Source organism: Rahnella victoriana, assembly GCF_021276285.1.
GTDB lineage: Bacteria > Pseudomonadota > Gammaproteobacteria > Enterobacterales > Enterobacteriaceae > Rahnella > Rahnella victoriana.
In genome coordinates, this window is sequence record NZ_CP089919.1 from 1,718,640 (window position 1) to 1,741,885 (window position 23,246).

Here is a 23,246-nt window from a genome sequence, read left to right on the forward strand (position 1 = left end):
CTTCGCAGGGGGAGGAGCAAGGCACCTTATCGGATGCCAATTTCTACGCTTTTTTAAAAAGCGTTCTCCCCCCAATTGTTCTATTCTATAACCCGCATGGAATGCACAGCATCGGCAGGGAACTGGCCGGTAAAAGAACATTGAAATCAGGAGTCAGGACTCATGGCTGTAGGGATCAGAAGCGGTGCATTTTCTCGCTGGCTGGCGCCGTTTATCGCACTGCTGGTGGTGTTTCAGCTCACTGCATGCGGCGATAAAGAACCGGAGCAACGCAAAGCCTTTATCGATTATTTGCAAAATACCGTGATGCGCAGCGGGCAAAATCTGCCGTCGCTGAGTGAAGATCAGAAACAACGTTTTGGTAATTACGCGAATGACTACGGCATCATTCTGTCATTCTCCCGCCAGATGAAAGGTGCCGTTGAAGGCAGCCTGGTGCCAGTGGTCAGCGCGATTGGTCAGGTGCGTACGCCGCAGGATTACATGACTCAGCGCAGCGCGTTGCAACAGGCGGCAAGCACGCTGAGCTTGCTGAATGCGCAGTTGCGTGACTCAAAAGTGAAAGCCGACACCGCGATGGCGGCATTGAAACAACCGGACGATCTGAAAGCCGTTTACGGTCAGGTGTATAACAACGTGGTGACCCAGCCTGCAAACGTGCTGACTCCGCTGGTGCCTGCACTGCAAAGCTTCACGCAGGATATCGCGTCTGTGGGTGATTTCCTGCAACAGCAGGGCACTCAGGTTGCTTTCGCCAACGGCGGCGTGCAGTTCCCGACGCAGCAACAGGCCACGCAGTACAACACCATGATGTCGAATCTGGTGGGTAAACAGCAGACATTGCTTCAGGCGCAAAAAGTGGCGCAGGGCGATTTCGGCAACTAAGCCAGTTAGTGTTGTGATGAACTTAAGCCACGCTCAAATGCGTGGCTTTTTTATGAGTTGAAACCGGATGCAATAATGCGAATATGATGTTGATCACAAAGCAGAACAATAATAAAAAATCATAATTTGTGATTTTATTCACAAACAGGCTATTGCTCTATTAGTTTATTTATGAAATTCGTCTTATCCGTGTGATCTCTGTAGGCTTTTAATATTGCCATTGCGGTTTTTATAATGCAGATCACAAATTCATGTTGGTTTGATTAAATCCATTTCAAAGAATATGCTCCTGAATATAAATTCTCATCGATAAAAATAAGGGTTAATCATGTCGTCATTAATGGATTTTTTCGAACATGAAAGTATTGCGATATATTCATCCGCTGAAAATTGGTCTCAGGCGATAGATTTATCCATGAGAAATCTGCTGGAAAGAAAATGTATTACGCCGGATTATATTCAGGCGATTAAAGACACTACCCGTGAAATTGGGCCCTATTATTTACTCGCACCAGGCATTGCCATGCCACATGCAAGGCCGGAATGCGGCGCGCTGCAGACGGCTCTGAGTTTCACGCTGTTGCGCGAAGGCGTAAGCTTTGATGCTGAAAGCCCGCCAGTCAGGCTGCTTATCGGATTAGCGGCGAAAAATTCTGATTCACATATTGAGGCGATTCAGGCGTTAAGTGAAATGCTTTGCGAAGATGAAGTTATTGATGAATTACTCAATGCAAATAACCCAGAGGAATTAATTAATATCATTCAGCGTTATTAGTTCTATCCTAACACTCAACAGGATTTTAATATGGCTAATAAATCAATGCGCGCCAGAGTGCAAGCTTTTGGCGGGTTTCTCACAGCGATGGTCATCCCCAATATAGGTGCCTTTATTGCCTGGGGTTTTATTACGGCGTTATTTATTCCCACAGGATGGACCCCTAATTCGCATTTCGGGCAACTCGTTAGCCCGATGATTACCTATTTATTGCCTCTGATGATCGGGTCTACGGGCGGGCATCTTATTGGCGGAAAACGCGGTGCCGTGATGGGCGGTATCGGCACCATGGGCGTCATTGTCGGTGCCGATATTCCCATGTTCATCGGGGCGATGGTGATGGGGCCGCTGGGCGGTTATCTCATTAAAGTGGTCGATAAGGCGCTGGAGAAACGTATTCCGGCGGGCTTTGAGATGGTGATCAATAATTTCTCACTCGGCATTCTCGGCATGCTGCTTTGTCTCTTGGCGTATGAAGTGATCGGCCCGGCGGTAATGGAAGCCAATAATTTTGTGAAACAGGGCATTGAGGCGCTGGTGGCGACCGGTTACCTGCCGCTGCTGTCGGTGATTAATGAACCCGCCAAGGTGCTATTCCTGAATAACGCCATCGACCAGGGTGTTTACTATCCGCTAGGCATGCAGGATACGGCGGTCGCCGGAAAATCCATTTATTTCATGGTGGCCTCTAATCCCGGCCCCGGGCTTGGCATCCTGTTGGCGTTTTCGCTGTTCGGCAAAGGGCTGAGCAAAAAGTCCGCGCCCGGCGCGATGATCATTCATTTTCTCGGTGGTATCCACGAGCTGTATTTCCCGTATGTGCTGATGAAGCCGCTGATGATTATTGCCATGATTGCGGGCGGTATGGCCGGTATTTATGTCTTCGAACTGTTTGGGGCGGGGCTGGTGGCGGGGCCAAGTCCCGGGTCTATCTTTGCTTATCTGGCGCTGACACCGCGCGGCGGTTTTATAGGAACCTGTGCGGGCGTGCTGGCGGGAACCGTTGTCTCTTTTGTCGTCGCCTCAGCCATTTTGAAATTCGATAAATCACCTGCGGAAGACAGTTTTGCGGATTCTCAGGCCGCCAGCAAAAAACGCAAAGCCGAAGGCAAAACCGGTATACAGCCTGTGGCAGTCAGTATCCGGCTGATCGCTTTCGTGTGCGATGCGGGCATGGGATCGAGCGCAATGGGCGCCACCACGTTTCGTAAGAAGCTGCAAAAAGCCGGTTATGAAATCGAAGTGAAGCACTACTCCATCGAAAACATTCCGGCAGATGCCGACATTATTGTGACTCATGCAAGCCTTGAAGGCCGTGCGCAACGGGTTACTGACCGTCCACTTATCCTGATTAAAAATTATCTCGGCGATCCGGCACTTGATGTGCTGCTTGCTGACATCACTTCAACACCTCAGCAAGGAGTAACAGCATGAAGACCCAGGTGGCAGCGATTTATGGAAAAAAAGATGTGCGTCTGCGGGAGTTTGAACTGCCGGAAATCACTGATGACGAACTGCTGGTGAATGTGGTGTCTGACAGCATTTGCCTTTCAACTTACAAAGCGGCGCTGTTGGGGGGTGAACACAAACGTGTGCCGGAAAATATTGCCGACCACCCTGCTATCACGGGTCACGAATGCGCGGGTGTGATCGTGCAGGTGGGCAAAAATCTTACTGGACGATTTGAAGCCGGAAAACGTTTCGTGCTGCAACCGGCAATGGGATTGCCAAGCGGTTATTCTGCCGGTTACAGCTACGAAACCTTTGGCGGTAACGCGACCTATATGATTATCCCGAAACAAGCTATCGACCTCGGCTGCGTTCTGCCGTACGAAGGGCACTATTTCGCCGCCGCCTCGCTGGCTGAGCCGATGTGCTGCATTATCGGCGCGTATCACGCCAGCTATCACACCACGCAATATGTGTATGAACATCAGATGGGCATCAAAGCGGGCGGAAATCTGGCGCTGCTGGCGTGCGCGGGCCCGATGGGCATTGGCGCGATTGATTATGCGATTAACGGCGATGTGCGTCCGTCGCGGGTGGTGGTGGTGGATATCGACGAACAGCGGCTGGCACGCGCAGAGCAGCTTCTGCCGGTGGCTATGGCAGCAGAAAAAGGTATCGAGCTGGTGTATATCAACAGCAAAACGTTGTCTGATCCGGCTGCCGCGTTGCGCGAACTGACTGGCGGCCAAGGATTTGATGATGTCTTTGTTTTCGCGGCCGTGGCTGAAGTTATCGAACTGGGCGACGCGCTGCTGGGCGAGGACGGTTGCCTGAATTTCTTTGCCGGCCCGACCGACAAAAACTTCAGCGTTCCCTTCAATTTCTACAACGTTCACTACGGTTCGACGCACATTGTCGGCACATCTGGCGGTTCGACCGGCGATATGGAAGAGGCGCTGGCGCTGACGGCGGCGGGACGTATTCAGCCTTCCTATATGATCACGCATATCGGCGGCCTGAACGCCGTACCGGAAACCGTGCTCAATCTGCCCGACATTCCCGGAGGTAAGAAACTTATTTATAACGGTATTTCCTTGCCGCTGACCGCTATTGATGACTTTGCTGAATTAGGCAAAACCGATCCGTTGTTTGCCCTGCTGGCAGAACTTGTCATGCCGACACATGGCGTCTGGAATGAGCAGGCTGAGCAGGCATTACTCAACCATTTTAACGTCTTATCGTGTCAGCAGAGGCACCTATGAAAACTCTGGCTTACGATATTTTCAAAACTACCGAATGTGCCGCATTGTCAGTATGGCCACTGCTGGGATGTGGTGATAAAAATCAAATAGATGGCGTCGCGGTAAAAGCCATGCGTCATGCACTCAATCAGATAGCAATGCAGGGACGGATTGTTATTGGTGAGGGTGAAATCGATCAGGCGCCGATGCTTTATATCGGAGAACGTCTGGGGACGGGGGACGGACCGCATGTGGATATTGCTGTCGATCCGATTGAAGGTACCCGGATGGTGGCGATGGGACAAAGCAATGCACTGGCCGTTATCGCTTTTGCGCCACAAAACACCTTGCTGCATGCGCCTGATATGTACATGCGTAAGATGGTGGTGGGTTCGCAGGCCAAAGGCGCCATCGACCTGCGTCTTTCGCTGGTCGAAAACTTATCTCGTATTGCAGAAAAACTGGATAAGCCACTGAGTGCCTTGCGCATGATCACGCTCGACAAACCCCGTCATCACGACGCCATCGCACAGGCGAATGCACTTGGCGTCAAAGTGTATGCCATTCCTGATGGCGACGTGGCGGCCAGTTTGCTGACGTGTCTGCCGGATGCACAGGCTGATGTGATGTATTCGATTGGCGGTGCGCCTGAAGGGGTGATTTCGGCCTGTGCAATCCGGTTATTGGGGGGTGATATGCAGGCAGAGCTTATCGACTTTTGCGAGGCTAAAGGTGACACGCCGGCTAACCGCGAACTGGCTCAGGCTGAGCATCATCGCTGTGAAAAAATGGGTGTGTTAATTAATCACATTTATCCGCTGAATTTACTGGTTAAAAGTGATCAGGTTATTTTCTCGGCGACCGGGATCACTCAGGGTGACCTGGTCTGCGGCATCAGGCAAATCGGCGACCGCCTGCAGAGTCAGACACTTTTGATTAACGGCACCGATGGCACCTGTAATATCATCAATTCTCTCCATTACTGATAACGGCTAAGGGAAGGATGACTGTATTCACTGAAGATCAGGTGCTGGAGATGCTCTCCGGCCAGACGAATCTCAATGATTTTTTGCATGCCGCTAATGCCATTCTACTCAGCGGCATTAAACAGTTCCTTCCCCACCTTTTTATCAATAATGACGAGGATATCCGCGAATTTGCCGTAAAGCCTTTACTCGCTAAATCTGGCCCGCTGGACAGTATTGATGTGTCCCTGAGGCTGATTTATGCGCTGGGAAAAATCAAAAAAACGGTCTATGCAGATATTTTGCTGTTTTCTCAGCTGGACGAGCACCTGAAAGCAGGTGCCGAAATTGTGGAATTTCATGAAGAAACCGCTTATGAATTTATCCAGAATTTGAGCTGTGTGACGGATAACACACTGATGTTCCAGTCTGTCGAGAAAATGAAATATGCCGGTTTTGAAACCTTCAGTAAGGCACGTTACGGCAATCTGGTGAGGACGGCACTGTCGCTGGCAGTGACGGATTTACTCAAGGAACTGACTTATGAATGTGATGCTGACCATTAACGGACTGACCACTAAGGCTTTTTTCCCCGACAACGATATCGCGCAGTTACACCTTCCTCTTTTACAACGTTTTTCCCTCCAGCAACGCCAGTTAAACCGGCCTTTGGTGGTGTTTCTGGTCGCCCCTCCTGGCACCGGTAAATCGACGCTTTCCGCCTTTTGGCAAAAACTTTCTACTGAAACGCCGGCGCTCGTTCCGTTACAGACCTTGCCCATGGACGGTTTTCATCAGCGTAATGGCTGGCTGGATGCGCATCATCTTCGCCAGCGTAAAGGCGCGCCAGAGACGTTTGATATCATAAAACTGCGCGATGCATTGATGGCGTTACGCGAGCCGGGAAGCTGCTGGCCGGAGTATAGCCGCACATTGCATGAGCCGGTTGAAGACGCGATCCGCGTCACCGCGCCTGTGCTGATCGTTGAGGGAAACTGGCTGCTACTCGAAGATGAGGGCTGGCGGCAACTGGCGGAATATTGCGACCTGAGCGTTTTTATTCATGCCAGTCCGGAGGTTCTGCGTGGCCGGTTAATTGACCGTAAAATTCGCGGTGGACTGACGCCTGAACAGGCCAGTGATTTTTACGCTGCCACGGACGGGCCTAATGTGGCGCGGGTTCTGAAGGGGAGTCGCCGCGCAGATATCGTGCTGCACATGTCGGCCGATGGCGCATATCATTTTGAGTGATGGTTACTGCGGGATTTATAAAAAATGACAATTTTTTTCCTGCAAACGTGGCTGAATTCCTCTACTTTTGAAGGCAACTGTCCGTTTTTCCCCGTATTTCACTTTAAGGATTTTTGATGAAACGTCAGACGATGACTCTGTTGGCTTCCCTGGTGCTGGCGCCGACGCTGGCTTTTGCTGCCGACAGCGCAACCGCAGATTTCACCCCGGCGCAGCAGGAAGCCATTGGTAAAATTGCGGCGGATTACATGTTGCAGCACCCGGAAATTCTGGTGCAGGTCAGTCAGAAACTGCAGGCGCAGCAGGCTGATCAGCAACAACAGCAAACCCTGAGCGCAGTGCTGGCCAATACCAAAGCGCTGGTGAATGATCCGGCCACCCCGAGCTACGGCCCGAAAGACGCCAAAGTGGCATTCGTGGAATTCTTCGATTACCAGTGCCTGTATTGCAGCCACATGGCGCCGCTGGTTGAGCAAACCGTGAAAGCGAACCCGAACGTGCGTTTCGTCTTCAAAGAATGGCCAATCTTCGGTGATCGCTGGAAAGCATCCATCACCGCCGCAGAAACCGGCATGGCGATCTGGAAAGAGAAGGGCGCGCAGGCGTATTTCGACTATCACAACAGCATTTACCGCACCGGTCACGACGAAGGCAAGCTGACCGATGCGGATATCGCGGGCGCAGTGAAAGCCGCCAAAGCCACAGCACCAACCGACGCACAGCGTAAAGCCACGCACGAAGCCATCGCCGCAAACGACGAGCTGGCGCGTACATTGGGCTTCAGCGGCACGCCTGGTTTCGTGGTGATGCCAACCAGCGGTGCCACTGCAGAAAACACCACCGTGCTGCCGGGCGCTGTCTCCGCAGAAGAATTGCAGGCAGCCATTGTGAAGGCGCAGGGCGGGAAGTAATTCTCTCTGTAAAATACGATTTAATCACGGCGGACTGTCTGACAGTTCGCCGTTTTGTTTTCCCGCTCCCCCTGTAATTTTATTTCAACATCCCCTCTGTAAACTCCCTTTTCCTTTCCTCTGACACGTCTGAATGCTTTTTAAGCGAAATACGCAAGTCCGGCCAAAAATACTTTGTGACGAATATCACGTTTTTATGATAAAGACTCGTTAACAAATAGTGACTTAAGTCACATTTTTTGCGGTGTCACGCTTAAATTATCGTCAGTGTAGCTGGGTTACAACCTGTTTTTGTGATGGTGATCACCAAAATGCAGGGGGTAATGACCGTATACATGTGATCTCCATCACGGGCAGCCGGGTGGCTACGCGAGGCCTATAATCACGTGGTAGAGTCCGCCTCGCAGACAGCAATTCGACGGACGGATTTTTAAAGCAGTGGCACAAAAACCGAAATAACCGTCACCGATAATTAACTGATATCACGCGCTCTATTGTCAGCGCGTATCAATAGGGGTGCGTTTTATGTTTTCACCAGACGTTAAGATCAAAGTTCAAAACTTTGGTCGCTTCCTGAGTAACATGGTAATGCCCAACATCGGCGCGTTTATCGCCTGGGGTATCATTACCGCTCTGTTCATTCCTACCGGCTGGATCCCTAATGAAACATTAGCGAAGCTGGTTGGCCCGATGATCACTTATCTGCTGCCATTGCTCATCGGTTATACCGGTGGTCGTCTGGTCGGTGGTGACCGTGGTGGTGTGGTGGGTGCAATCACGGTGATGGGTGTGATCGTGGGTGCGGATATGCCAATGTTCCTCGGCGCCATGATTGCAGGTCCGCTGGGCGGCTGGTGCATCAAGCGTTTCGACCGCTGGGTTGACGGTAAAATCAAAAGCGGCTTTGAGATGCTGGTTAACAACTTCTCAGCCGGTATTATCGGTATGTTGCTGGCGATCCTGGCCTTCCTGGCGATTGGTCCGCTGGTAGAAGCGCTGTCTAAAGTGCTGGCGGCAGGTGTGCATATCATGGTTATTCATAACCTGTTGCCACTGGCTTCTATCTTTGTTGAACCGGCGAAAATCCTGTTCCTCAACAACGCCATCAACCACGGTATCTTCTCTCCGCTGGGTATCCAGCAGGCGACTGAAACCGGTAAATCAATCTTCTTCCTGATCGAAGCGAACCCGGGTCCGGGTATGGGCGTCCTGATGGCGTACATGTTCTTCGGTCGCGGCAGCGCCAAGCAATCTGCGGGCGGCGCGGCAATCATCCACTTCCTGGGTGGTATCCACGAAATTTATTTCCCATACGTTCTGATGAACCCGCGTCTGTTGCTGGCGGTGATTCTGGGCGGTATGACGGGCGTGTTCACCCTGACCCTGCTGAACGGCGGTCTGGTGTCTCCGGCATCTCCGGGTTCTATCCTGGCAGTTCTGGCGATGACGCCAAAAGGCGCCTACTTCGCTAACATTGCCGCCATCGTGGCAGCCTTTGCGGTCTCCTTCGTGATTTCTGCTTTGCTGCTGAAAACCACTAAAGCGAAAGACGGCGACGATCTGGACGAAGCCACCCGTCGTATGCAGGATATGAAAGCCGAGTCTAAAGGCGGCAAACCTGCTGCTGCGGGCGTAGCGGGCGACCTGTCTACCGTACGTAAAATCATCGTTGCCTGTGACGCCGGTATGGGTTCCAGCGCAATGGGCGCCGGTGTGCTGCGCAAAAAAGTGCAGGATGCGGGGCTGACCAATATCAGCGTGACCAACAGCGCCATCAACAACCTGCCTGATGACGTGGATCTGGTGATTACGCACCGTGACCTGACTGAACGCGCGATGCGTCAGGTGCCACATGCACAGCACATTTCGCTGACTAACTTCCTCGACAGCGGCCTGTACACTGACCTGACGTCACGTCTGGTGGAAGTGAACAAAGCCAGCCAGTACAAAGAGAAAGTGACCACAACGCTGGGTGACAGCATCGTGGCGGACAGCGAAAACGAAAACCTGTTCCGTATCAGCGAAAGCAACATCTTCCTGAACCTGCAGGCGAATACCAAAGAAGAAGCTATCCGTTTTGCCGGTGAACAACTGGTGAAAGGCGGTTATGTTCAGGCAGAATATGTGGACGCGATGCTGGCACGTGAGCAACTGACCTCCACGTATCTGGGCGAATCCATCGCCGTGCCACACGGCACCATTGAAGCGAAAGATCGCGTTCTGAAAACCGGTATCGTCTTCTGCCAGTATCCGGCGGGAATCCGCTGGGGCGAGGATGAAGATGACCGCGCACGTCTGGTCGTCGGTATCGCAGCGCGCAATAATGAGCACATCAACGTGATCACCAAACTGACCACCGCGCTGGATGAAGACGGTGTGATCGAACTGCTGGCGAATACCCACAGTGTGGAAGAAGTGCTGAACATTCTTCGCGGTTAACAGTGAACGTTTAATCGAAAAGTAATTACTAAGCGGGTCTTGCGAGACCCGCTTGTTGATTCGGAGCCGGGTGCTCCTCACGATTTGAAGGAATAAATATGAAAGCATTACATTTTGGTGCAGGTAACATTGGTCGCGGTTTTATCGGTAAATTACTTGCTGATGCCGGGATTGAACTGACGTTTGCGGATGTCAGCCCTGCCTTACTGGATGCGCTGAACAGCCGTAAAGGTTATGACGTGCACGTTGTCGGTGAACAGGCCACCGTTGAGCCTGTCAGTAATGTGAATGCCGTGAACAGCGCCGGTCAGGATGCCATCAACCTGATCGCGGAAGTCGATCTGGTGACCACCGCCGTCGGCCCGACCGTACTGGAAAAAATCGCGCCAAACGTGGCTAAAGGTCTGGTGCTGCGTCATCAGCAGGGCAACGAAAAGCCCCTGAATATTATCGCCTGTGAAAACATGGTGCGCGGCACCAGCCAGTTCAAACAGCACGTATTCAATGCGCTGCCGGAAGAAGAAAAAGCCTGGGTTGACGCCCATATCGGCTTTGTCGATTCCGCCGTGGACCGCATTGTGCCTCCTGCCGCCGCAGGCACTACCGATCCGCTGGAAGTGACAGTTGAAACCTTCAGCGAATGGATTGTGGATAAAACCCAGTTCATAGGTGAATTGCCGGACATCGCTGGCATGGAACTGACCGATAACCTGATGGCGTTTGTTGAGCGCAAACTGTTCACCCTCAATACCGGCCATGCGATCACCGCATATCTCGGCCAGCAGGCGGGTCACGCGACCATCCGTGATGCCATTCTTGATGAGAAAGTGCGTCTGGTGGTTCGCGGAGCGATGGAAGAAAGCGGTGAAGTGCTGATCCGTCGTTACGGTTTTGACCCGGAAAAACATGCTGCCTACATCGAAAAAATTCTGTCCCGTTTCGAAAACCCTTACCTGCATGACGATGTTGAGCGCGTTGGCCGCCAGCCGCTGCGTAAACTGAGCGCAGGCGATCGTCTGATCAAACCGTTGCTGGGTACGCAGGAATATCGCCTGCCGAACGACAATCTGGTGAGAGGCATTGCCGCCGCCATGCGTTACCGCAGCGAGCAGGATCCGCAAGCGAAAGAACTGGCAGAACTGCTGGAGAAAGTCGGGCCAAAAGCCGCCCTCGCCCAGATTTCAGGTCTGCCGGAAGAAGGCGAAGTTGTGGCGAAAGCCGTCGCTCTCTACGAATCGATGCACTGATACTGCGTTTATTTTGATTTCGCCAACACCAGGCAAAGAAAGCCCTGTCGGGCAGGATGTTTCTGCCCGACATGCGCGCATCATGGATGACGCCAGGGGCGCTGTCAGCATCGGCTCTTTACTGCAAGTAAGCCCTATGGAAAAAGCTCAGGCGTTTGAAAACCGGGTACTTGAAAAGCTCAATGCGGGTAAAACCGTGCGCAGCTTTTTGATGACCGCCGTGGAATTGCTGGCCGAAGCGCTGGATATTCTGGTAGTGCAGGTTTTTCGCAAAGACGATTACGCAGTGAAATATGCTGTCGAACCCTTACTGACCGGCACCGGTCCGCTCGGGGATTTGTCGGTGCGTCTCAAACTGATTTACGCGCTCGGCGTGATCAGCCGTCATGAATACGAAGACGCCGAATTACTGATGGCGCTGCGTGAAGAGCTGAATTACGACGGTGAAGAGTATCGTTTTACTGATGATGAAATTCTCGGCCCGTTCGGTGAACTGCATTGTGTGACGGAACTGCCTCCGGCACCGACATTCCTGAAACCGGGAGAAGCCGACGAATCGCTGATCGCCATGCAACGCCAGCGTTACCAGCAAATCGTCCGCTCCACGATGGTCCTTTCCGTGACCGGGCTGATCGCCCATATCAGTAATCAGCAGCCTTCCAGGCTCTCTCCGGTGCAAAAATAAATCCCCGTCATACTTCGAGCCACAGATGCATTGGCTGCGATCTGTCACCTGAGTAAGCTTATCGGGACGCCATCACTTGCCGCCTTTCTGCAACCCGAGCTATTTTGGGGATTCATTTTAGTTAAGCGCATGGCGCACTTCGCCGACCAGCAGCCACAGCGCGGTTAACGCCATCATGCCGCCCATGATCGTGTTGAACATCTTCAGTTTCCATTCCACTCGTAACGCCTGACGTAACCTGTCACCCATTACCACCCAGACCAGAATGCACGGCAGATTGATCAGCGCGAAGCCGAGACAAATCAGCAGCGTGTGATGCAGCATATTGCCGTCCGGCGGGGTAAAAAGAATCGCCACGTTGGTCGCCATCAGCCAGGCTTTCGGGTTCACGGCCTGAAAAAGTGCGCCGCTGAACAGGTTCATCGGCTGCTGCTTTTCGCCTTCTTTCGGCGTGCCGGAACGGTAGATTTTCCACGACAGCCAGAACAGATAGGCGCAACCCAGCACGGCCATCGGCAGACGCACCACATTCATCCAGCTGAGTAAAATCGCCAGCATCGAGGTCATCAGCGCGCACTGCACCACGCAGCCCAGCGTGATGCCAATCATCATGGGCACGCTGCGGCGTAAGCCGAAGTTCACCCCGGACGCCGCCAGCAACAGATTGTTCGGGCCGGGCGTAATGGACATCACGGTGACGTAACTGACAAAAGCGGTATCGATCATTTTAGTTTTCCTGCATCCCCTGTTTTCCAGATAACCAGAGTAAACAGGGAACAGGAAAGGTAACAGAACCAGAAATACGCTATTGTCATGGTTACAGATTGCATAACGAAAAACTGTACCCCTCACTTTTCACGGAACTGACACCATGACTGACACCGCGGATTTCAGCGATACCCGATATAACCAGCTGGCGGAACAACTGGCGGACGCCATCCGTCGCGGCACACTGGCTCCCGGCAGCCGTTTGCCCTCGGTCCGGCGCAGCGCGCAAACCTGGTCAGTCAGCATCAATACCGTGGTGGCGGCTTACCGGCGGCTGGAAGATCGCGGGTTTATTGAGGCGCGTCCGCAGTCAGGATTTTATGTCCGGGCCGCGCTGCCTGCGCTGACTCATCAGCCGCAGGAACAACCACAGACGCCAGCCGCAGAACCGGCGGACGAAGTGCTGGATCTGATCGACAAAGTGTTCGCCTCGCAAATCGACCCGACATATACCAATCTTTCGCTGGCCTGTCCGCAGTCGAACGACTTTTACCCGACCGGCAAACTGGGACGGATTATGTCGTCTTTGCTGCGCCGTCAGCCGAATCTGATCGGCCAATATGCGCTGCCGCCGGGCAGTCCGGCGTTACGTCAGCAAATCGCCCGCCGTGCGCTGACGCTGGGCATGATTTTAGAACCCGCCGACATCACGATTACTCACGGTTGTATGGAAGCGTTACAACTGGCGCTGCGCGTCACCACCCAACCGGGCGACAGCGTCGGGCTGGAAACGCCGACTTACTTTTATCTGCTGCCGATGCTGGCGAGCCTCGGTCTGAAAGCGGTGGAAATACCGACCGATCCGCAAACCGGCCTGTCGCTGGATGTGCTGGAAATGCTGCTGAATGAGAAGCGGCTGAATGCGGTGATCGCCATGCCGACGGCGCAAAATCCGCTCGGCTTTACCATGCCGCTGGCGGCGAAAAAACGGCTGGCGCGCCTGATGAACGATCACCAGGTACCGCTGATTGAAGACGGGCTATACGCAGAAATCCAGTTCGGCGCGACGCTGTCTCCGGCGGTAAAAGCCTTTGACCGCGACGGCTGGATCCTGTTTTGCACCAGCTTTACCAAAACGCTGGCGCCTGATTTTCGCATCGGCTGGGTAGAGGGCGGGCGCTTCGCCGATAAGCTGCATAAACTGAAAGCGGTGTCGTCGATGGCGGAATCCGCGTTGCTTTCGCAAACGCTGACGGTGTTTCTCGAGTCAGGCGGTTATGACCATCATCTGCGGGCGCTGCGCAAACGCTACGCGTCGCAGGTCGAGCAGGCACGTGCGCTGATCGCCCGGCACTTCCCGCAAGGCACCCGTGCCACACAACCGGCAGGCGGGTTTGTGATTTGGGTGGATTTTCCGCCGGGCGTCGATTGCGTCACGCTGTTCCGCCAGTTGCTGAAAGATAAAATCTGCATGACGCCGGGGCAACTGTACTCACCCAGCGGCCGCTACAGTAACGGCCTGCGGTTGTCGTGCTGTTATGTTTTCGATACCCGCTATATTTCCGCGATGATACGTATCGGCGAGCGCGCGTGTGAGATGTGTGGTTTGCCGCCGGGGCTGGCAGTTACAGGAACGGATTCTTACCCTGATAAATAATGTTAATTTTTGAGAAAGAGAGGTTTCCGGGATGGATCAGTTCTTCAACCGTACTGCCTGCTGAGATCAAATTCCCGGTTAAATGCGGATCGTTGTTGAAAGTAAAGAGAAAGCAATATCTTGCGCTGTCACGGTATTTGGGTTCTCCCAGAAACAGTTGGGTAAAGGCGCGTTTAGCGTTGAAAGCATGCATTCCCCTGACCAGATAGATCCCTGATTTTGCAGCGTATCCGCGTCTTTCATAATTGGGGCGGGTCATAAAACAGCGGCTGGCGATAATTTTAGGGAAGGTGTCAGCAGACGTATAGTGAATGTACAGTGGCCTTCCGTTGAACATGCCGTTGTTTAAATGCATTTCCAGACGATGGTCGTGACTGAATGTCGGGTTCATGATGCCTCTTTCCATGAGTGAAGAATGTTGGCGGTTACCCTAATCTGATTTTTTGATGCAAACATCCTGAAAGTCTTCAGAATAAAATGTATGCCGCACAAATCGAGCATCTCGCGCATCGGGCTGTTACACTTACCCCAATTGTTCACTACACGAATTGGTCATCATGAAAGAAGTCGAAAAAGTCGAGATCAAACGCCTCAGCGATATGCTGGATGCACTCAATCACAAAGATGCGACCGTGATTCAGGCGGGTAATGCTGAGTTAATTGCTAAGCATGAAGAAGAGAAAGAAAAACTGGCTGCCGAGATCGCGCGTCTGAAAGATGTGCGTGTGAAAAAACTCAGCACCGAAGCGCAGAAGCTGGAAAAGCTGTTCAGCCGTGAAATCACCAAGAAAGAACAGGCTGATATGGGCACGCTGAAAAAAACCGTTCGTGGCATCGTGGTGGTTCACCCGATGACCGCACTGGGCCGCGAAATGGGCCTGAAAGTCGTGACCGGCTACGCGAAAAAAGAATTCTGATGAAATACTCCCTCCCATACGAAGGGGAGGAGCAAAACCAAAATCAGTTCAGGTTTTATTGCAGCTGAGCGCGAAACACGATTAGCTCCCTCCCCTGCGAAGGGGAGGGTTGGGGTGGGGTATTAAACTAAAATCAAAGAGTTGAAGTGTGCTTTGACTCGGGTTTTGTCTTTAAAACCCCCTCCCAGCCTCCCCCTTCGCAGGGGGAGGAGCGAAGAAACCCCTCCCGCTACACCCGATCAGTTTCTTACTTCCCAAACAATCTCCGGCCAAAATCCTCGATCTTGCGATTTACCAGCCGCATCTGCATGGTTTTACTCCAGCTCGCTGAAATCCCCGCAGCAGACATCAGACGGCGATATTGTTCCTCATCAAACGGCATGTTAAACGCGATAGAAATCGCTTCGGCCACCGATACGTCACTGTTGCGCGTCAGCAACTCCAGCGGCCGGTCGCCACTGACATTCCCCGTACTCACCACCCGATATAACCACCCGCAGCGCCCGCTTTGTTGTAACAGCGGTGACAGATTCTGACAGTCGAGAAAATGGTTGAGCTTGTAACAGGGCGCACGCGGCTGTGTGACCTGAATCAGGGCGTCGCCCCAGCGGAAGATATCGCCGATAAACACGTTATCTTCGGTCATGCCGAGCGTTGAAAGGTTTTCGCCAAACGCTGGCGGATGGAAACGGTCTTCTTCTTCGGGAAACTGCTGACGCAGCCAGGCGTAATGCTCGCGGGGGAAATGACACAGCGCGCGGTCAGCGCCGCCGTGATAAGCCTTCTCGGCCTGCTGATCGCCTTCCAGTCCGCAAGGCGTTAAGGCGACGCCGCCATCAACCTGACGTTTGGCAATCGCACTGGGTGAAAAATCGGGATACTGCTCGATAGTACCGATGTACACGTCGGGATAATGCATACGCTCTCCGCTGCTGAAATGTCACTGATACCAGCATAACCTGCATTGGACAGCGGGAGTAGAAGGAATCCCTGCGCACAGAGGGTGTGCGCAGGCTTCTCAGCAAATCAGAACGTTTCCCAGTTATCCTGACTGGTTTTGCCTTGTACCGGCGGGGCGAGAGTCGGGCGGCGCAGGGCGGCGGAGGCTGGCGCATTCAGCGTGTTGCCGTTGTCGGCCAGACGGAATACCGAGACCGCCTGCGTCAGCGTCGCGGCCTGATCTTCCAGAGAATCGGCGGCAGCAGAGGATTGCTCGACCAGCGCGGCGTTTTGCTGCGTGGTGCTGTCCATTTCGACAATCGCCTGTGAAATCTGACTGATGCCACGGCTTTGCTCGTCGGATGCAGACGCGATTTCCCCCATGATATCGCGCACATGCGAGACGGACTTCACGATGTCCTGCATGGTACGGCCAGTGTTTTCCACCAGCTTCGCGCCGGTGTTAACGCGCTCCACCGACTCGGCAATCAGCCCTTCGATCTCTTTTGCGGCCTGCGCACTGCGCTGGGCCAGTGTGCGCACTTCAGAAGCGACGACGGAGAATCCGCGTCCCTGTTCTCCGGCACGCGCGGCTTCCACCGCGGCGTTCAGCGCCAGAATATTGGTCTGGAAGGCGATGCCGTTGATGACCGAGGTAATTTCGGCGATACGTTTTGAACTGCCGGAAATCTGCTGCATGGTATCGACCACCTCGCCGACCTGCTTGCCGCCGAGCGTGGCGGTGCCGGACGCTTCGCTGGCCAGTTTGCTGGCGTGATGAGCGTTATCGGCATTCTGTTTCACCGTCGCGCTTAACTCTTCCATGCTGGCGGCGGTTTCTTCAACGGCCGCAGCCTGCTGTTCGGTGCGTGAGGAGAGGTCAGTATTCCCGGCGGCGATTTCGGCTGCCGCGTGGGAAACCTGCGAAACGCCGGAGCGGATTTCATAAATCATGGTACTGAGATTCTGACTCATCGCGGAAACCGCATTCATCAGCATACCCAGCTCATCGCGACGGGTGGTCGGATGCGCAACGGTCAGATCGCCTTGTGCAATCCCCTCCGCCGTTTTCAGCGTATCACGCAGCGGCTGGGCAATCTGGCGGGTGATACGCCAGGCAATAATGATCCCCACCAGCATCACGATCAGCGTAATCACCATCATGATCATCTGCGCATTACTGATGTCTTTATGGGTGTTAGCCAGTTCGTTTTGGAAGATTTTCGCCACCAGCGTGTTCATCTCTGTGGCTTTCACCGACAGCAGTTGCGAGTTCTTCTGCTCATCTTCATAAGCGGGCATATAAGCGACAACGTGGCTTTTATAGGTCGCGAGCGCCGACATCAGCGGAGCCAGCGTCGCCTGCTGGTTCGGCAGTAACAGGGCATTCAGTTTTTGAGCGTTGGCCTGCGTGTCGTCAATAGACTTCAGCAGTTTGGCTTCGGATCCTTTATTGATGCTCAGCAACAGGCCACGCACGTTGTAACGCACGCTGATCAGTTTCTGAATCACTTCGGCCAGTGACAGGCGAATGGAAGGCTCAGCATCTTCCACGCGCAACTGATCCTGCAAACGCGTTACCACGGCTTCGGTTTCGGAAAGATTCCAGCTGGCCCGCACCGCATCTTTGCGATCGACCGCTTTTTTAAATGCGGCCTGCGCCTGCTGATATTCATGAATTTTTACCGGCACCTGATCAAGATTCGCCTGACTGGCGGCGTCCCATTCCAGTTTGTCTTTGGATTGAGCGATCAGCTGCGACAGTTCGGTAATTTTGTCCTGATTCTGTTTGAGATACGCCGGGTCATAATTAAGCTGATACAGCGTCCGGCTGAGACGGGCATCGTTGAGTAACGCATTCATCTGATTACTGAAATCGACTTTTTCAGCACGCTGGCTGATGTCGTTAAATTTAATCATTCCCGCCGCAGTGATGATGGCGGCGATGATCAGCACCAGTCCGAAACCCAGACCCAGTTTGGTACCGACCTTAAGATTATTCATCCACTGCGAAAGACCCGATCCGTTGCTCATAATCATTCTCCGTCAAACATCCCTTTTAAATAGACATGCGGTTTTGTGACGCCTTTGTGAACAATCTATCGGTAGGCTGTTTCATAAACTTTATAGGATGTGTGGCGTATTTTTGATTAATGCGAGCGGGGTCTGAAAATGATGAAAATCGGGAGAATAATTCTCTGTATAACAGTGATCAGGCGAACAAATTCAGGACATAAAAAAGGCGGGTCACCGACCCGCCATACGCGAAAACATCTTGCCCGTTACGGGCGGCAGCGCGAAATTACTTCGCTTCAGCCAGACGTTTTGCTGCTTCGTCCCAGTTTACAACGGCCCAGAAGGCTTTGATGTAGTCAGGGCGTTTGTTCTGATATTTCAGGTAGTAAGCATGTTCCCACACATCCAGACCCAGCAGCGGGTAACCGGAAGCGCCAGAAATCGCTTCGCCCATCAGCGGGCTGTCCTGGTTAGCGGTAGAAACAACGGCCAGTTTGCCATCTTTCAGTACCAGCCATGCCCAGCCTGAACCGAAACGGGTTGCAGCTGCTTTCTCAAACGCTTCTTTGAAAGCGTCAACGCTGCCGAAATCGCGTTCAATCGCAGATTTCAGTTCGCCCTGCAGGGTGGTGCCGGTTTTCAGGCCTTTCCAGAACAGGCTGTGGTTAGCGTGGCCGCCTGCGTTGTTACGCAGAACAACTTTCTTGTCTGCAGGAACCTGATCCAGTTTGGTGATCAGTTCTTCAACCGGCAGTGCAGCCAGTTCCGGCAGGCTTTCCAGCGCAGCGTTCGCGTTGTTCACGTAAGTCTGGTGGTGTTTAGTGTGATGGATTTCCATCGTTTCTTTGTCGAAATGCGGTTCGAGTGCGTCGTATGCGTAAGGCAGTGATGGCAGTGAATAACTCATGTTCATCGTCTCCATAGTGTAGGGCGGCACTTTCATTGTGAGCACCGCGTAATCAGTCGGATCATTATAGTTAATTAAATGATATTGAAAATGATTATCTATGCTCCACGCTTTCTGCCATGCCCCGTAAGCCTCTGTTATACGGGGCTTAGAACCAGATAATCACAAACAATCCTAAATTGTCTAAAGGCACGCGGTGCTTAGCCGGTCAGCGCAACCGCTGCGGATGCGTATACACCGTTGCCCGTCCCGGTTTGCTGAAACCGACCAGCGTCAGGTTACATTTTTCGGCGACGTCTACCGCGAGCGTGGTGGCGGCGGAGACGGCGAACAAAATTTCGATGCCGCACATCGCGGCTTTCTGCACCATTTCATAGCTGGCGCGGCTCGAGACCAGCGCGGCACCGGCTTTCCAGTCGTGTTGTTTTGCCCGCACACCCAGCATTTTATCCAGCGCCACGTGGCGGCCCACGTCTTCGCAGCCGCCAGTCAGTTCGCCTTCCGGCGTGATCCACGCGGCGGCGTGCGTGCAGCCGGTGAGCTGGCCGATTTCCTGCACGGATTTCAGCTGATGCAGCGCCTTATCCAGATTCGCCAGTTCAAAAGTCTGGGTGAATGGCAGCGGCGCGAGCGGGCGGAAAAGATCACCTAACTGCTCGATACCGCAGACGCCGCAACCGGTGCGGCCAGCCATGGCGCGGCGGCGCTCTTTCAGCCCGGCGAAACGGCGGCTCGACAGCTCGATATTAACTTCAATCCCGTTACAGTTTGGTGTCACTTCCATCCCGTAAATATCACTGGCGGATTCAATAATCCCTTCTGACAGCGAAAAGCCCAGCGCAAAGGCTTGCAGATCCTTCGGGGACGCCATCATTACCACATGCGAAATCCCGTTATAGACCAGCGCAACGGGGACTTCCTGAGCAATCCAGTCATCTTCAGGCTCATTGAGATGAGCGCGCTGCATCACCGGTTTTTGGCTCGCTCCGATGATCTGAGTCACTTTTTTGTCATCTTTTTCGCCCAGTTCTTTTACTTGATGGACATCCATTGGCAATAACCTTATAAACATTCCGGCTACATAAGCCGTACAAACTGTCAGGACTTTAGGCCTTAATTTTACCGCTTCCGGGTTTGTTCGTGAAAGCGGCAATTTGAAAAGCAATGTGTTAACAAATGATGGGAAGGAGTCTTTCATGCAAGTCAGCAGAAGACAATTATTCAAAATATGTGCTGGCGGTATGGCCGGCACCACAGCGGCATTATTAGGATTCACTCCGACAATGGCGCTGGCGGAAACCCGCCAATACAAACTGCTTCGCTCCCGTGAAACCCGCAACAACTGCACGTACTGTTCTGTCGGGTGCGGCATGCTGATTTACAGCCAGGGCGACGGCGCGAAAAACGTCACTGAAAATATCTTCCACGTAGAGGGTGACGCCGATCATCCGGTCAGTCGTGGCTCGTTGTGCCCGAAAGGCGCAGGCGTGCTGGATTACATCCACAGTGAAGGCCGTCTGAGATATCCGGAATACCGCGCACCCGGCTCTGACAAATGGCAGCGTATCTCCTGGGATGAGGCGATTTCCCGTATCGCCCGCCTGATGAAAGATGACCGCGACGCCAATTTTGTCGAGAAAAATGAAAACAACGTCACCGTAAACCGCTGGCTGACCACCGGCATGCTGTGCTCGTCGGCGGCCAGCAACGAAACCGGTCTGCTGGATCAGAAATTTACCCGCGCACTGGGCATGGTGGCGATCGACTGTCAGGCGCGGCTGTGTCACGGCCCGACCGTGGCGGCACTGGCCCCGACCTTCGGTCGCGGCGCGATGACCAACAACTGGGTCGATATTAAAAACGCCAACGTCATTTTAATTATGGGCGGAAATGCGGCAGAAGCGCATCCGGTCGGATTCAAATGGGTGATTGAGGCCAAAACCAAAAATAACGCCAAAGTCATCGTCGTCGATCCGCGTTTCAACCGCAGTGCCGCCGTGGCCGATATTTATGCGCCCATCCGCGCCGGTTCGGACACCGCCTTCCTGCTCGGCATGATCAACTATCTGATCACCCACAATAAAATTCAGACTGAATACGTCCGGGAATACACCAACGCCAGCCTGCTGGTGCGTGAAGACTACGAATTTAATGACGGATTGTTCAGCGGTTTCGATGCGGCGAAAAAATCCTACAACAAAGAAAGCTGGCACTATCAGCTCGATGAAAAAGGCTTCGCGAAACAGGATAAAACCTTACAGGACCCGCGCTGTGTGTGGAATCTGCTGAAAGAGCATGTTTCCCGTTACACGCCGGAACTGGTTGAGCGCCTGTGCGGCACCTCGAAAGAAGATTTTCTGCTGATAAGCTCGATTCTGGCGGAAACCTGCGCGCGCGATAAAACCTCGACCATCCTCTATGCGCTGGGCTGGACGCACCACACCGGCGGCGCGCAAATCATCCGCTGTGCGGCGATGATCCAGTTGCTGCTCGGCAACATCGGGATGCCGGGCGGCGGCGTCAATGCACTGCGCGGTCACTCCAATATTCAGGGTTACACCGACCTCGGTTTGCTGTCGCTGAACCTGCCGGGCTATATGCCGTTGCCATCGGAAAAACAGACGAATTTCGCCGATTATCTGCAACAGATCACGCCGACACCGCTGGTGGACGGGCAGGTCAATTTCTGGAAAAACACGCCGAATTTCTTCGTCAGTATGATGAAAAGCTTCTGGGGCGATCACGCCACGGCGGAAAACGACTGGGGCTTTGACTGGCTGCCAAAATGGGATAAAAGCTACGACGTGCTGCAACAGGCCGAGCTGATGACCGAAGGCAAACTGAACGGGTATATCGTGCAGGGCTTCAACCCGCTGGCGGCTTTCCCGGACAAAAACAAATCCTCGCGCGCGCTTTCGAAACTCAAATACATGGTGGTGATCGACCCGCTGGTGACCGAGTCCTCGAACTTCTGGCAGAACCACGGCGCGATGAACGACGTGCAGACCGCGGATATTCAGACCGAAGTGTTCCGCCTGCCGTCTTCCTGTTTTGCGGAAGAAAATGGTTCGATTGTGAACTCCGGCCGCTGGCTGCAATGGCACTTCCAGGCGTCTGAGCCGCCGGGTGAGGCGCTGCACGACGGCAAAATCATCGCCCGTCTGTTTATGAAACTGCGCGAGCTGTATCAGCAGGAAGGCGGTGCCAATCCGCTGCCGGTGATGAATATGGCGTGGGATTATCAGGATCCGCTCGACCCGCTGCCGGAAGAAATTGCCCGCGAAGCCAACGGTAAAGCCCTGGCCGACATTCATGACGAGCAGGGCAATCTGCTGGCGAAAAAAGGCCAGCAGTTGTCGACCTTTGCCCATCTGAAAAACGACGGCACCACCGCCAGTTTCTGCTGGATTTACGCCGGTAGCTGGACCGAAGCCGGTAACCAGATGGCGCGCCGCGATAACGCCGATCCGTCCGGTCTGGGCTGTACGTCCGGCTGGGCATGGTGCTGGCCGCTCAACCGCCGCATTCTGTATAACCGCGCCTCCGCCGACCCGAAGGGTCAGCCGTGGGATCCAAAACGCGAAATCATCCGCTGGGATGGCGCGAAATGGATTGGTTTTGATGTCCCGGATTACAGCGCTGCTGCACCGGGTTCCGGCGTAGGACCGTTCATCATGCAACAGGAAGGCGTCGGGCGTTTATTCGCGACCGACAAAATGGCGGACGGCCCGTTCCCTGAGCATTACGAACCGATCGAATCGCCGATTGGCACCAACCCGCTGCATCCGGCGGTGATTTCCAATCCGGTCGCCCGTATTTTTGCCAGCGATGTGCCGAATATGGGCACTGCCAAAGATTTCCCGTATGTGGCGACCACCTATTCGATCACCGAATTATTCCGCCACTGGACCAAACATGCGTTGCTGAATGCCATCGCGCAGCCTGAACAGTTTATCGAGATCGGCGAAGGTCTGGCCGCCTCGAAGGGTATTGCGCAGGGCGATGAGGTGAAAATCTCTTCGAAGCGCGGATTCATCGTGGCGAAAGCCGTGGTGACCAAACGCATCCGGCCGCTGACCATCGACGGTAAGCACGTCGACACCATTGGCATCCCGTGCCACTGGGGTTTTGAAGGCGCGACGCGTAAGGGCTATTTAGCCAACACGCTGACGCCGTCAGTCGGTGACGCTAACTCGCAGACGCCGGAATTCAAGGCGTTCCTGGTTAACGTGGAAAAGGTCTAACGGAGGCGAA

Annotated in this window: 20 protein-coding genes; 14 read left to right on the top strand and 6 right to left on the bottom strand. The window is 53.5% G+C overall.

All coding sequences use genetic code 11. The annotated features are described in order from the left end of the window. The first annotated feature begins 162 nt into the window (after positions 1-162). The 11 genes from J9880_RS07905 to J9880_RS07955 all read left to right on the top strand — a co-directional run bounded on the left by J9880_RS07905 (position 163) and on the right by J9880_RS07955 (position 11,848). Positions 163-885, top strand: a complete 723-nt coding sequence (locus tag J9880_RS07905) for a DUF3053 domain-containing protein (protein WP_095924007.1) — start codon at positions 163-165, stop codon at positions 883-885. A gap of 328 nt (positions 886-1,213) precedes the next feature. Next, positions 1,214-1,660, top strand: a complete 447-nt coding sequence (gene cmtB / locus J9880_RS07910) for a PTS mannitol transporter subunit IIA (RefSeq protein ID WP_095924006.1) — start codon at positions 1,214-1,216, stop codon at positions 1,658-1,660. A gap of 30 nt (positions 1,661-1,690) precedes the next feature. Then, on the top strand, positions 1,691-3,094 hold the full coding sequence (locus J9880_RS07915; protein WP_095924005.1) for a PTS mannitol transporter subunit IICB: 1,404 nt from the start codon (positions 1,691-1,693) through the stop codon (positions 3,092-3,094). After that, on the top strand, positions 3,091-4,371 hold the full coding sequence (locus J9880_RS07920; RefSeq protein WP_095924004.1) for a zinc-binding dehydrogenase: 1,281 nt from the start codon (positions 3,091-3,093) through the stop codon (positions 4,369-4,371). The genes J9880_RS07915 and J9880_RS07920 overlap by 4 nt, the downstream gene beginning before the upstream one ends. After that, a complete protein-coding gene (gene glpX, locus J9880_RS07925) occupies positions 4,368-5,336 on the top strand; it encodes a class II fructose-bisphosphatase (RefSeq protein ID WP_095924003.1) in 969 nt (322 codons plus the stop codon). The genes J9880_RS07920 and glpX overlap by 4 nt, the downstream gene beginning before the upstream one ends. 17 nt (positions 5,337-5,353) lie before the next feature. Continuing rightward, positions 5,354-5,881: an MltR family transcriptional regulator gene (locus J9880_RS07930; protein WP_232770284.1), complete on the top strand. Its 528-nt coding sequence runs from the start codon at positions 5,354-5,356 to the stop codon at positions 5,879-5,881. Next, positions 5,859-6,566, top strand: a complete 708-nt coding sequence (locus J9880_RS07935; RefSeq protein WP_195817573.1) for a nucleoside/nucleotide kinase family protein — start codon at positions 5,859-5,861, stop codon at positions 6,564-6,566. The genes J9880_RS07930 and J9880_RS07935 overlap by 23 nt, the downstream gene beginning before the upstream one ends. Positions 6,567-6,682: 116 nt before the next feature. After that, on the top strand, positions 6,683-7,477 hold the full coding sequence (locus J9880_RS07940) for a DsbA family protein (RefSeq protein WP_119825556.1): 795 nt from the start codon (positions 6,683-6,685) through the stop codon (positions 7,475-7,477). Positions 7,478-8,002: 525 nt separating this feature from the next. After that, entirely contained in the window at positions 8,003-9,916 is a 1,914-nt protein-coding gene (locus tag J9880_RS07945; RefSeq protein ID WP_095923998.1) for a PTS mannitol transporter subunit IICBA, read from the top strand. Positions 9,917-10,014: 98 nt separating this feature from the next. After that, positions 10,015-11,163 carry a mannitol-1-phosphate 5-dehydrogenase gene (locus J9880_RS07950; protein WP_232770285.1) on the top strand — a complete coding sequence of 383 codons (1,149 nt, stop codon included), beginning with the start codon at positions 10,015-10,017 and terminating at the stop codon, positions 11,161-11,163. A gap of 136 nt (positions 11,164-11,299) precedes the next feature. Next, the gene (locus J9880_RS07955) at positions 11,300-11,848 is read left to right on the top strand and encodes an MltR family transcriptional regulator (protein ID WP_014411435.1); all 549 of its coding nucleotides are present in this window, start codon (positions 11,300-11,302) and stop codon (positions 11,846-11,848) included. Between the two features lie 117 nt (positions 11,849-11,965). Here the strand turns inward: J9880_RS07955 and J9880_RS07960 are convergent, their stop codons facing one another. Beyond that, a complete protein-coding gene (locus J9880_RS07960; RefSeq protein WP_095923996.1) occupies positions 11,966-12,574 on the bottom strand; it encodes a LysE family translocator in 609 nt (202 codons plus the stop codon). A 145-nt stretch (positions 12,575-12,719) separates the two neighbouring features. Here J9880_RS07960 and J9880_RS07965 point away from each other — a divergent pair, with 145 nt between their 5' ends. Continuing rightward, on the top strand, positions 12,720-14,213 hold the full coding sequence (locus tag J9880_RS07965) for an aminotransferase-like domain-containing protein (RefSeq protein ID WP_131693758.1): 1,494 nt from the start codon (positions 12,720-12,722) through the stop codon (positions 14,211-14,213). On the opposite strand, the gene J9880_RS07970 is transcribed toward J9880_RS07965, so the two are convergent. After that, positions 14,182-14,604, bottom strand: coding sequence for a hypothetical protein (locus J9880_RS07970; RefSeq protein WP_232770286.1), 423 nt, complete (start codon positions 14,602-14,604; stop codon positions 14,182-14,184). The two genes, J9880_RS07965 and J9880_RS07970, sit on opposite strands and share 32 nt — an antisense overlap. Positions 14,605-14,770: 166 nt before the next feature. On the opposite strand from J9880_RS07970, the gene J9880_RS07975 reads away from it, so the two are divergent. Continuing rightward, positions 14,771-15,130 (top strand): YibL family ribosome-associated protein, encoded by a 360-nt coding sequence (locus J9880_RS07975; RefSeq protein WP_095923993.1) that lies wholly within the window; start codon positions 14,771-14,773, stop codon positions 15,128-15,130. Positions 15,131-15,377: 247 nt separating this feature from the next. On the opposite strand, the gene yiiM is transcribed toward J9880_RS07975, so the two are convergent. The 4 genes from yiiM to fdhD all read right to left on the bottom strand — a co-directional run bounded on the left by yiiM (position 15,378) and on the right by fdhD (position 20,043). Then, positions 15,378-16,049, bottom strand: coding sequence for a 6-hydroxyaminopurine reductase (yiiM, locus tag J9880_RS07980; RefSeq protein ID WP_232770287.1), 672 nt, complete (start codon positions 16,047-16,049; stop codon positions 15,378-15,380). A gap of 107 nt (positions 16,050-16,156) precedes the next feature. After that, positions 16,157-18,103 carry a methyl-accepting chemotaxis protein gene (locus J9880_RS07985; RefSeq protein WP_232770288.1) on the bottom strand — a complete coding sequence of 649 codons (1,947 nt, stop codon included), beginning with the start codon at positions 18,101-18,103 and terminating at the stop codon, positions 16,157-16,159. A gap of 268 nt (positions 18,104-18,371) precedes the next feature. Beyond that, on the bottom strand, positions 18,372-18,992 hold the full coding sequence (gene sodA, locus J9880_RS07990) for a superoxide dismutase [Mn] (RefSeq protein ID WP_014333320.1): 621 nt from the start codon (positions 18,990-18,992) through the stop codon (positions 18,372-18,374). A 208-nt stretch (positions 18,993-19,200) separates the two neighbouring features. Next, the gene (fdhD, locus tag J9880_RS07995) at positions 19,201-20,043 is read right to left on the bottom strand and encodes a formate dehydrogenase accessory sulfurtransferase FdhD (RefSeq protein ID WP_131693762.1); all 843 of its coding nucleotides are present in this window, start codon (positions 20,041-20,043) and stop codon (positions 19,201-19,203) included. A gap of 145 nt (positions 20,044-20,188) precedes the next feature. Between fdhD and fdnG the strand changes: the two genes are divergently transcribed. Further along, positions 20,189-23,236 carry a formate dehydrogenase-N subunit alpha gene (fdnG, locus tag J9880_RS08000; RefSeq protein WP_232770289.1) on the top strand — a complete coding sequence of 1,016 codons (3,048 nt, stop codon included), beginning with the start codon at positions 20,189-20,191 and terminating at the stop codon, positions 23,234-23,236. Positions 23,237-23,246: the final 10 nt, after the last annotated feature.

What these genes read in the sequence shown, in the direction of transcription:
- J9880_RS07955 (WP_014411435.1), top strand. Translation starts at nt 11,300, where the DNA reads ATGGAAAAAGCTCAGGCGTTTGAAAACCGGGTACTTGAAAAGCTCAAT.
- J9880_RS07920 (WP_095924004.1), top strand. Translation starts at nt 3,091, where the DNA reads ATGAAGACCCAGGTGGCAGCGATTTATGGAAAAAAAGATGTGCGTCTG.
- J9880_RS07930 (WP_232770284.1), top strand. Translation starts at nt 5,354, where the DNA reads ATGACTGTATTCACTGAAGATCAGGTGCTGGAGATGCTCTCCGGCCAG.
- J9880_RS07950 (WP_232770285.1), top strand. Translation starts at nt 10,015, where the DNA reads ATGAAAGCATTACATTTTGGTGCAGGTAACATTGGTCGCGGTTTTATC.
- J9880_RS07970 (WP_232770286.1), bottom strand. Translation starts at nt 14,604, where the DNA reads ATGAACCCGACATTCAGTCACGACCATCGTCTGGAAATGCATTTAAAC.
- cmtB (WP_095924006.1), top strand. Translation starts at nt 1,214, where the DNA reads ATGTCGTCATTAATGGATTTTTTCGAACATGAAAGTATTGCGATATAT.
- J9880_RS07975 (WP_095923993.1), top strand. Translation starts at nt 14,771, where the DNA reads ATGAAAGAAGTCGAAAAAGTCGAGATCAAACGCCTCAGCGATATGCTG.
- fdnG (WP_232770289.1), top strand. Translation starts at nt 20,189, where the DNA reads ATGCAAGTCAGCAGAAGACAATTATTCAAAATATGTGCTGGCGGTATG.
- J9880_RS07905 (WP_095924007.1), top strand. Translation starts at nt 163, where the DNA reads ATGGCTGTAGGGATCAGAAGCGGTGCATTTTCTCGCTGGCTGGCGCCG.
- J9880_RS07945 (WP_095923998.1), top strand. Translation starts at nt 8,003, where the DNA reads ATGTTTTCACCAGACGTTAAGATCAAAGTTCAAAACTTTGGTCGCTTC.
- fdhD (WP_131693762.1), bottom strand. Translation starts at nt 20,043, where the DNA reads ATGGATGTCCATCAAGTAAAAGAACTGGGCGAAAAAGATGACAAAAAA.
- sodA (WP_014333320.1), bottom strand. Translation starts at nt 18,992, where the DNA reads ATGAGTTATTCACTGCCATCACTGCCTTACGCATACGACGCACTCGAA.
- glpX (WP_095924003.1), top strand. Translation starts at nt 4,368, where the DNA reads ATGAAAACTCTGGCTTACGATATTTTCAAAACTACCGAATGTGCCGCA.
- J9880_RS07915 (WP_095924005.1), top strand. Translation starts at nt 1,691, where the DNA reads ATGGCTAATAAATCAATGCGCGCCAGAGTGCAAGCTTTTGGCGGGTTT.
- J9880_RS07965 (WP_131693758.1), top strand. Translation starts at nt 12,720, where the DNA reads ATGACTGACACCGCGGATTTCAGCGATACCCGATATAACCAGCTGGCG.
- J9880_RS07960 (WP_095923996.1), bottom strand. Translation starts at nt 12,574, where the DNA reads ATGATCGATACCGCTTTTGTCAGTTACGTCACCGTGATGTCCATTACG.
- yiiM (WP_232770287.1), bottom strand. Translation starts at nt 16,049, where the DNA reads ATGCATTATCCCGACGTGTACATCGGTACTATCGAGCAGTATCCCGAT.
- J9880_RS07935 (WP_195817573.1), top strand. Translation starts at nt 5,859, where the DNA reads ATGAATGTGATGCTGACCATTAACGGACTGACCACTAAGGCTTTTTTC.
- J9880_RS07940 (WP_119825556.1), top strand. Translation starts at nt 6,683, where the DNA reads ATGAAACGTCAGACGATGACTCTGTTGGCTTCCCTGGTGCTGGCGCCG.
- J9880_RS07985 (WP_232770288.1), bottom strand. Translation starts at nt 18,103, where the DNA reads ATGAGCAACGGATCGGGTCTTTCGCAGTGGATGAATAATCTTAAGGTC.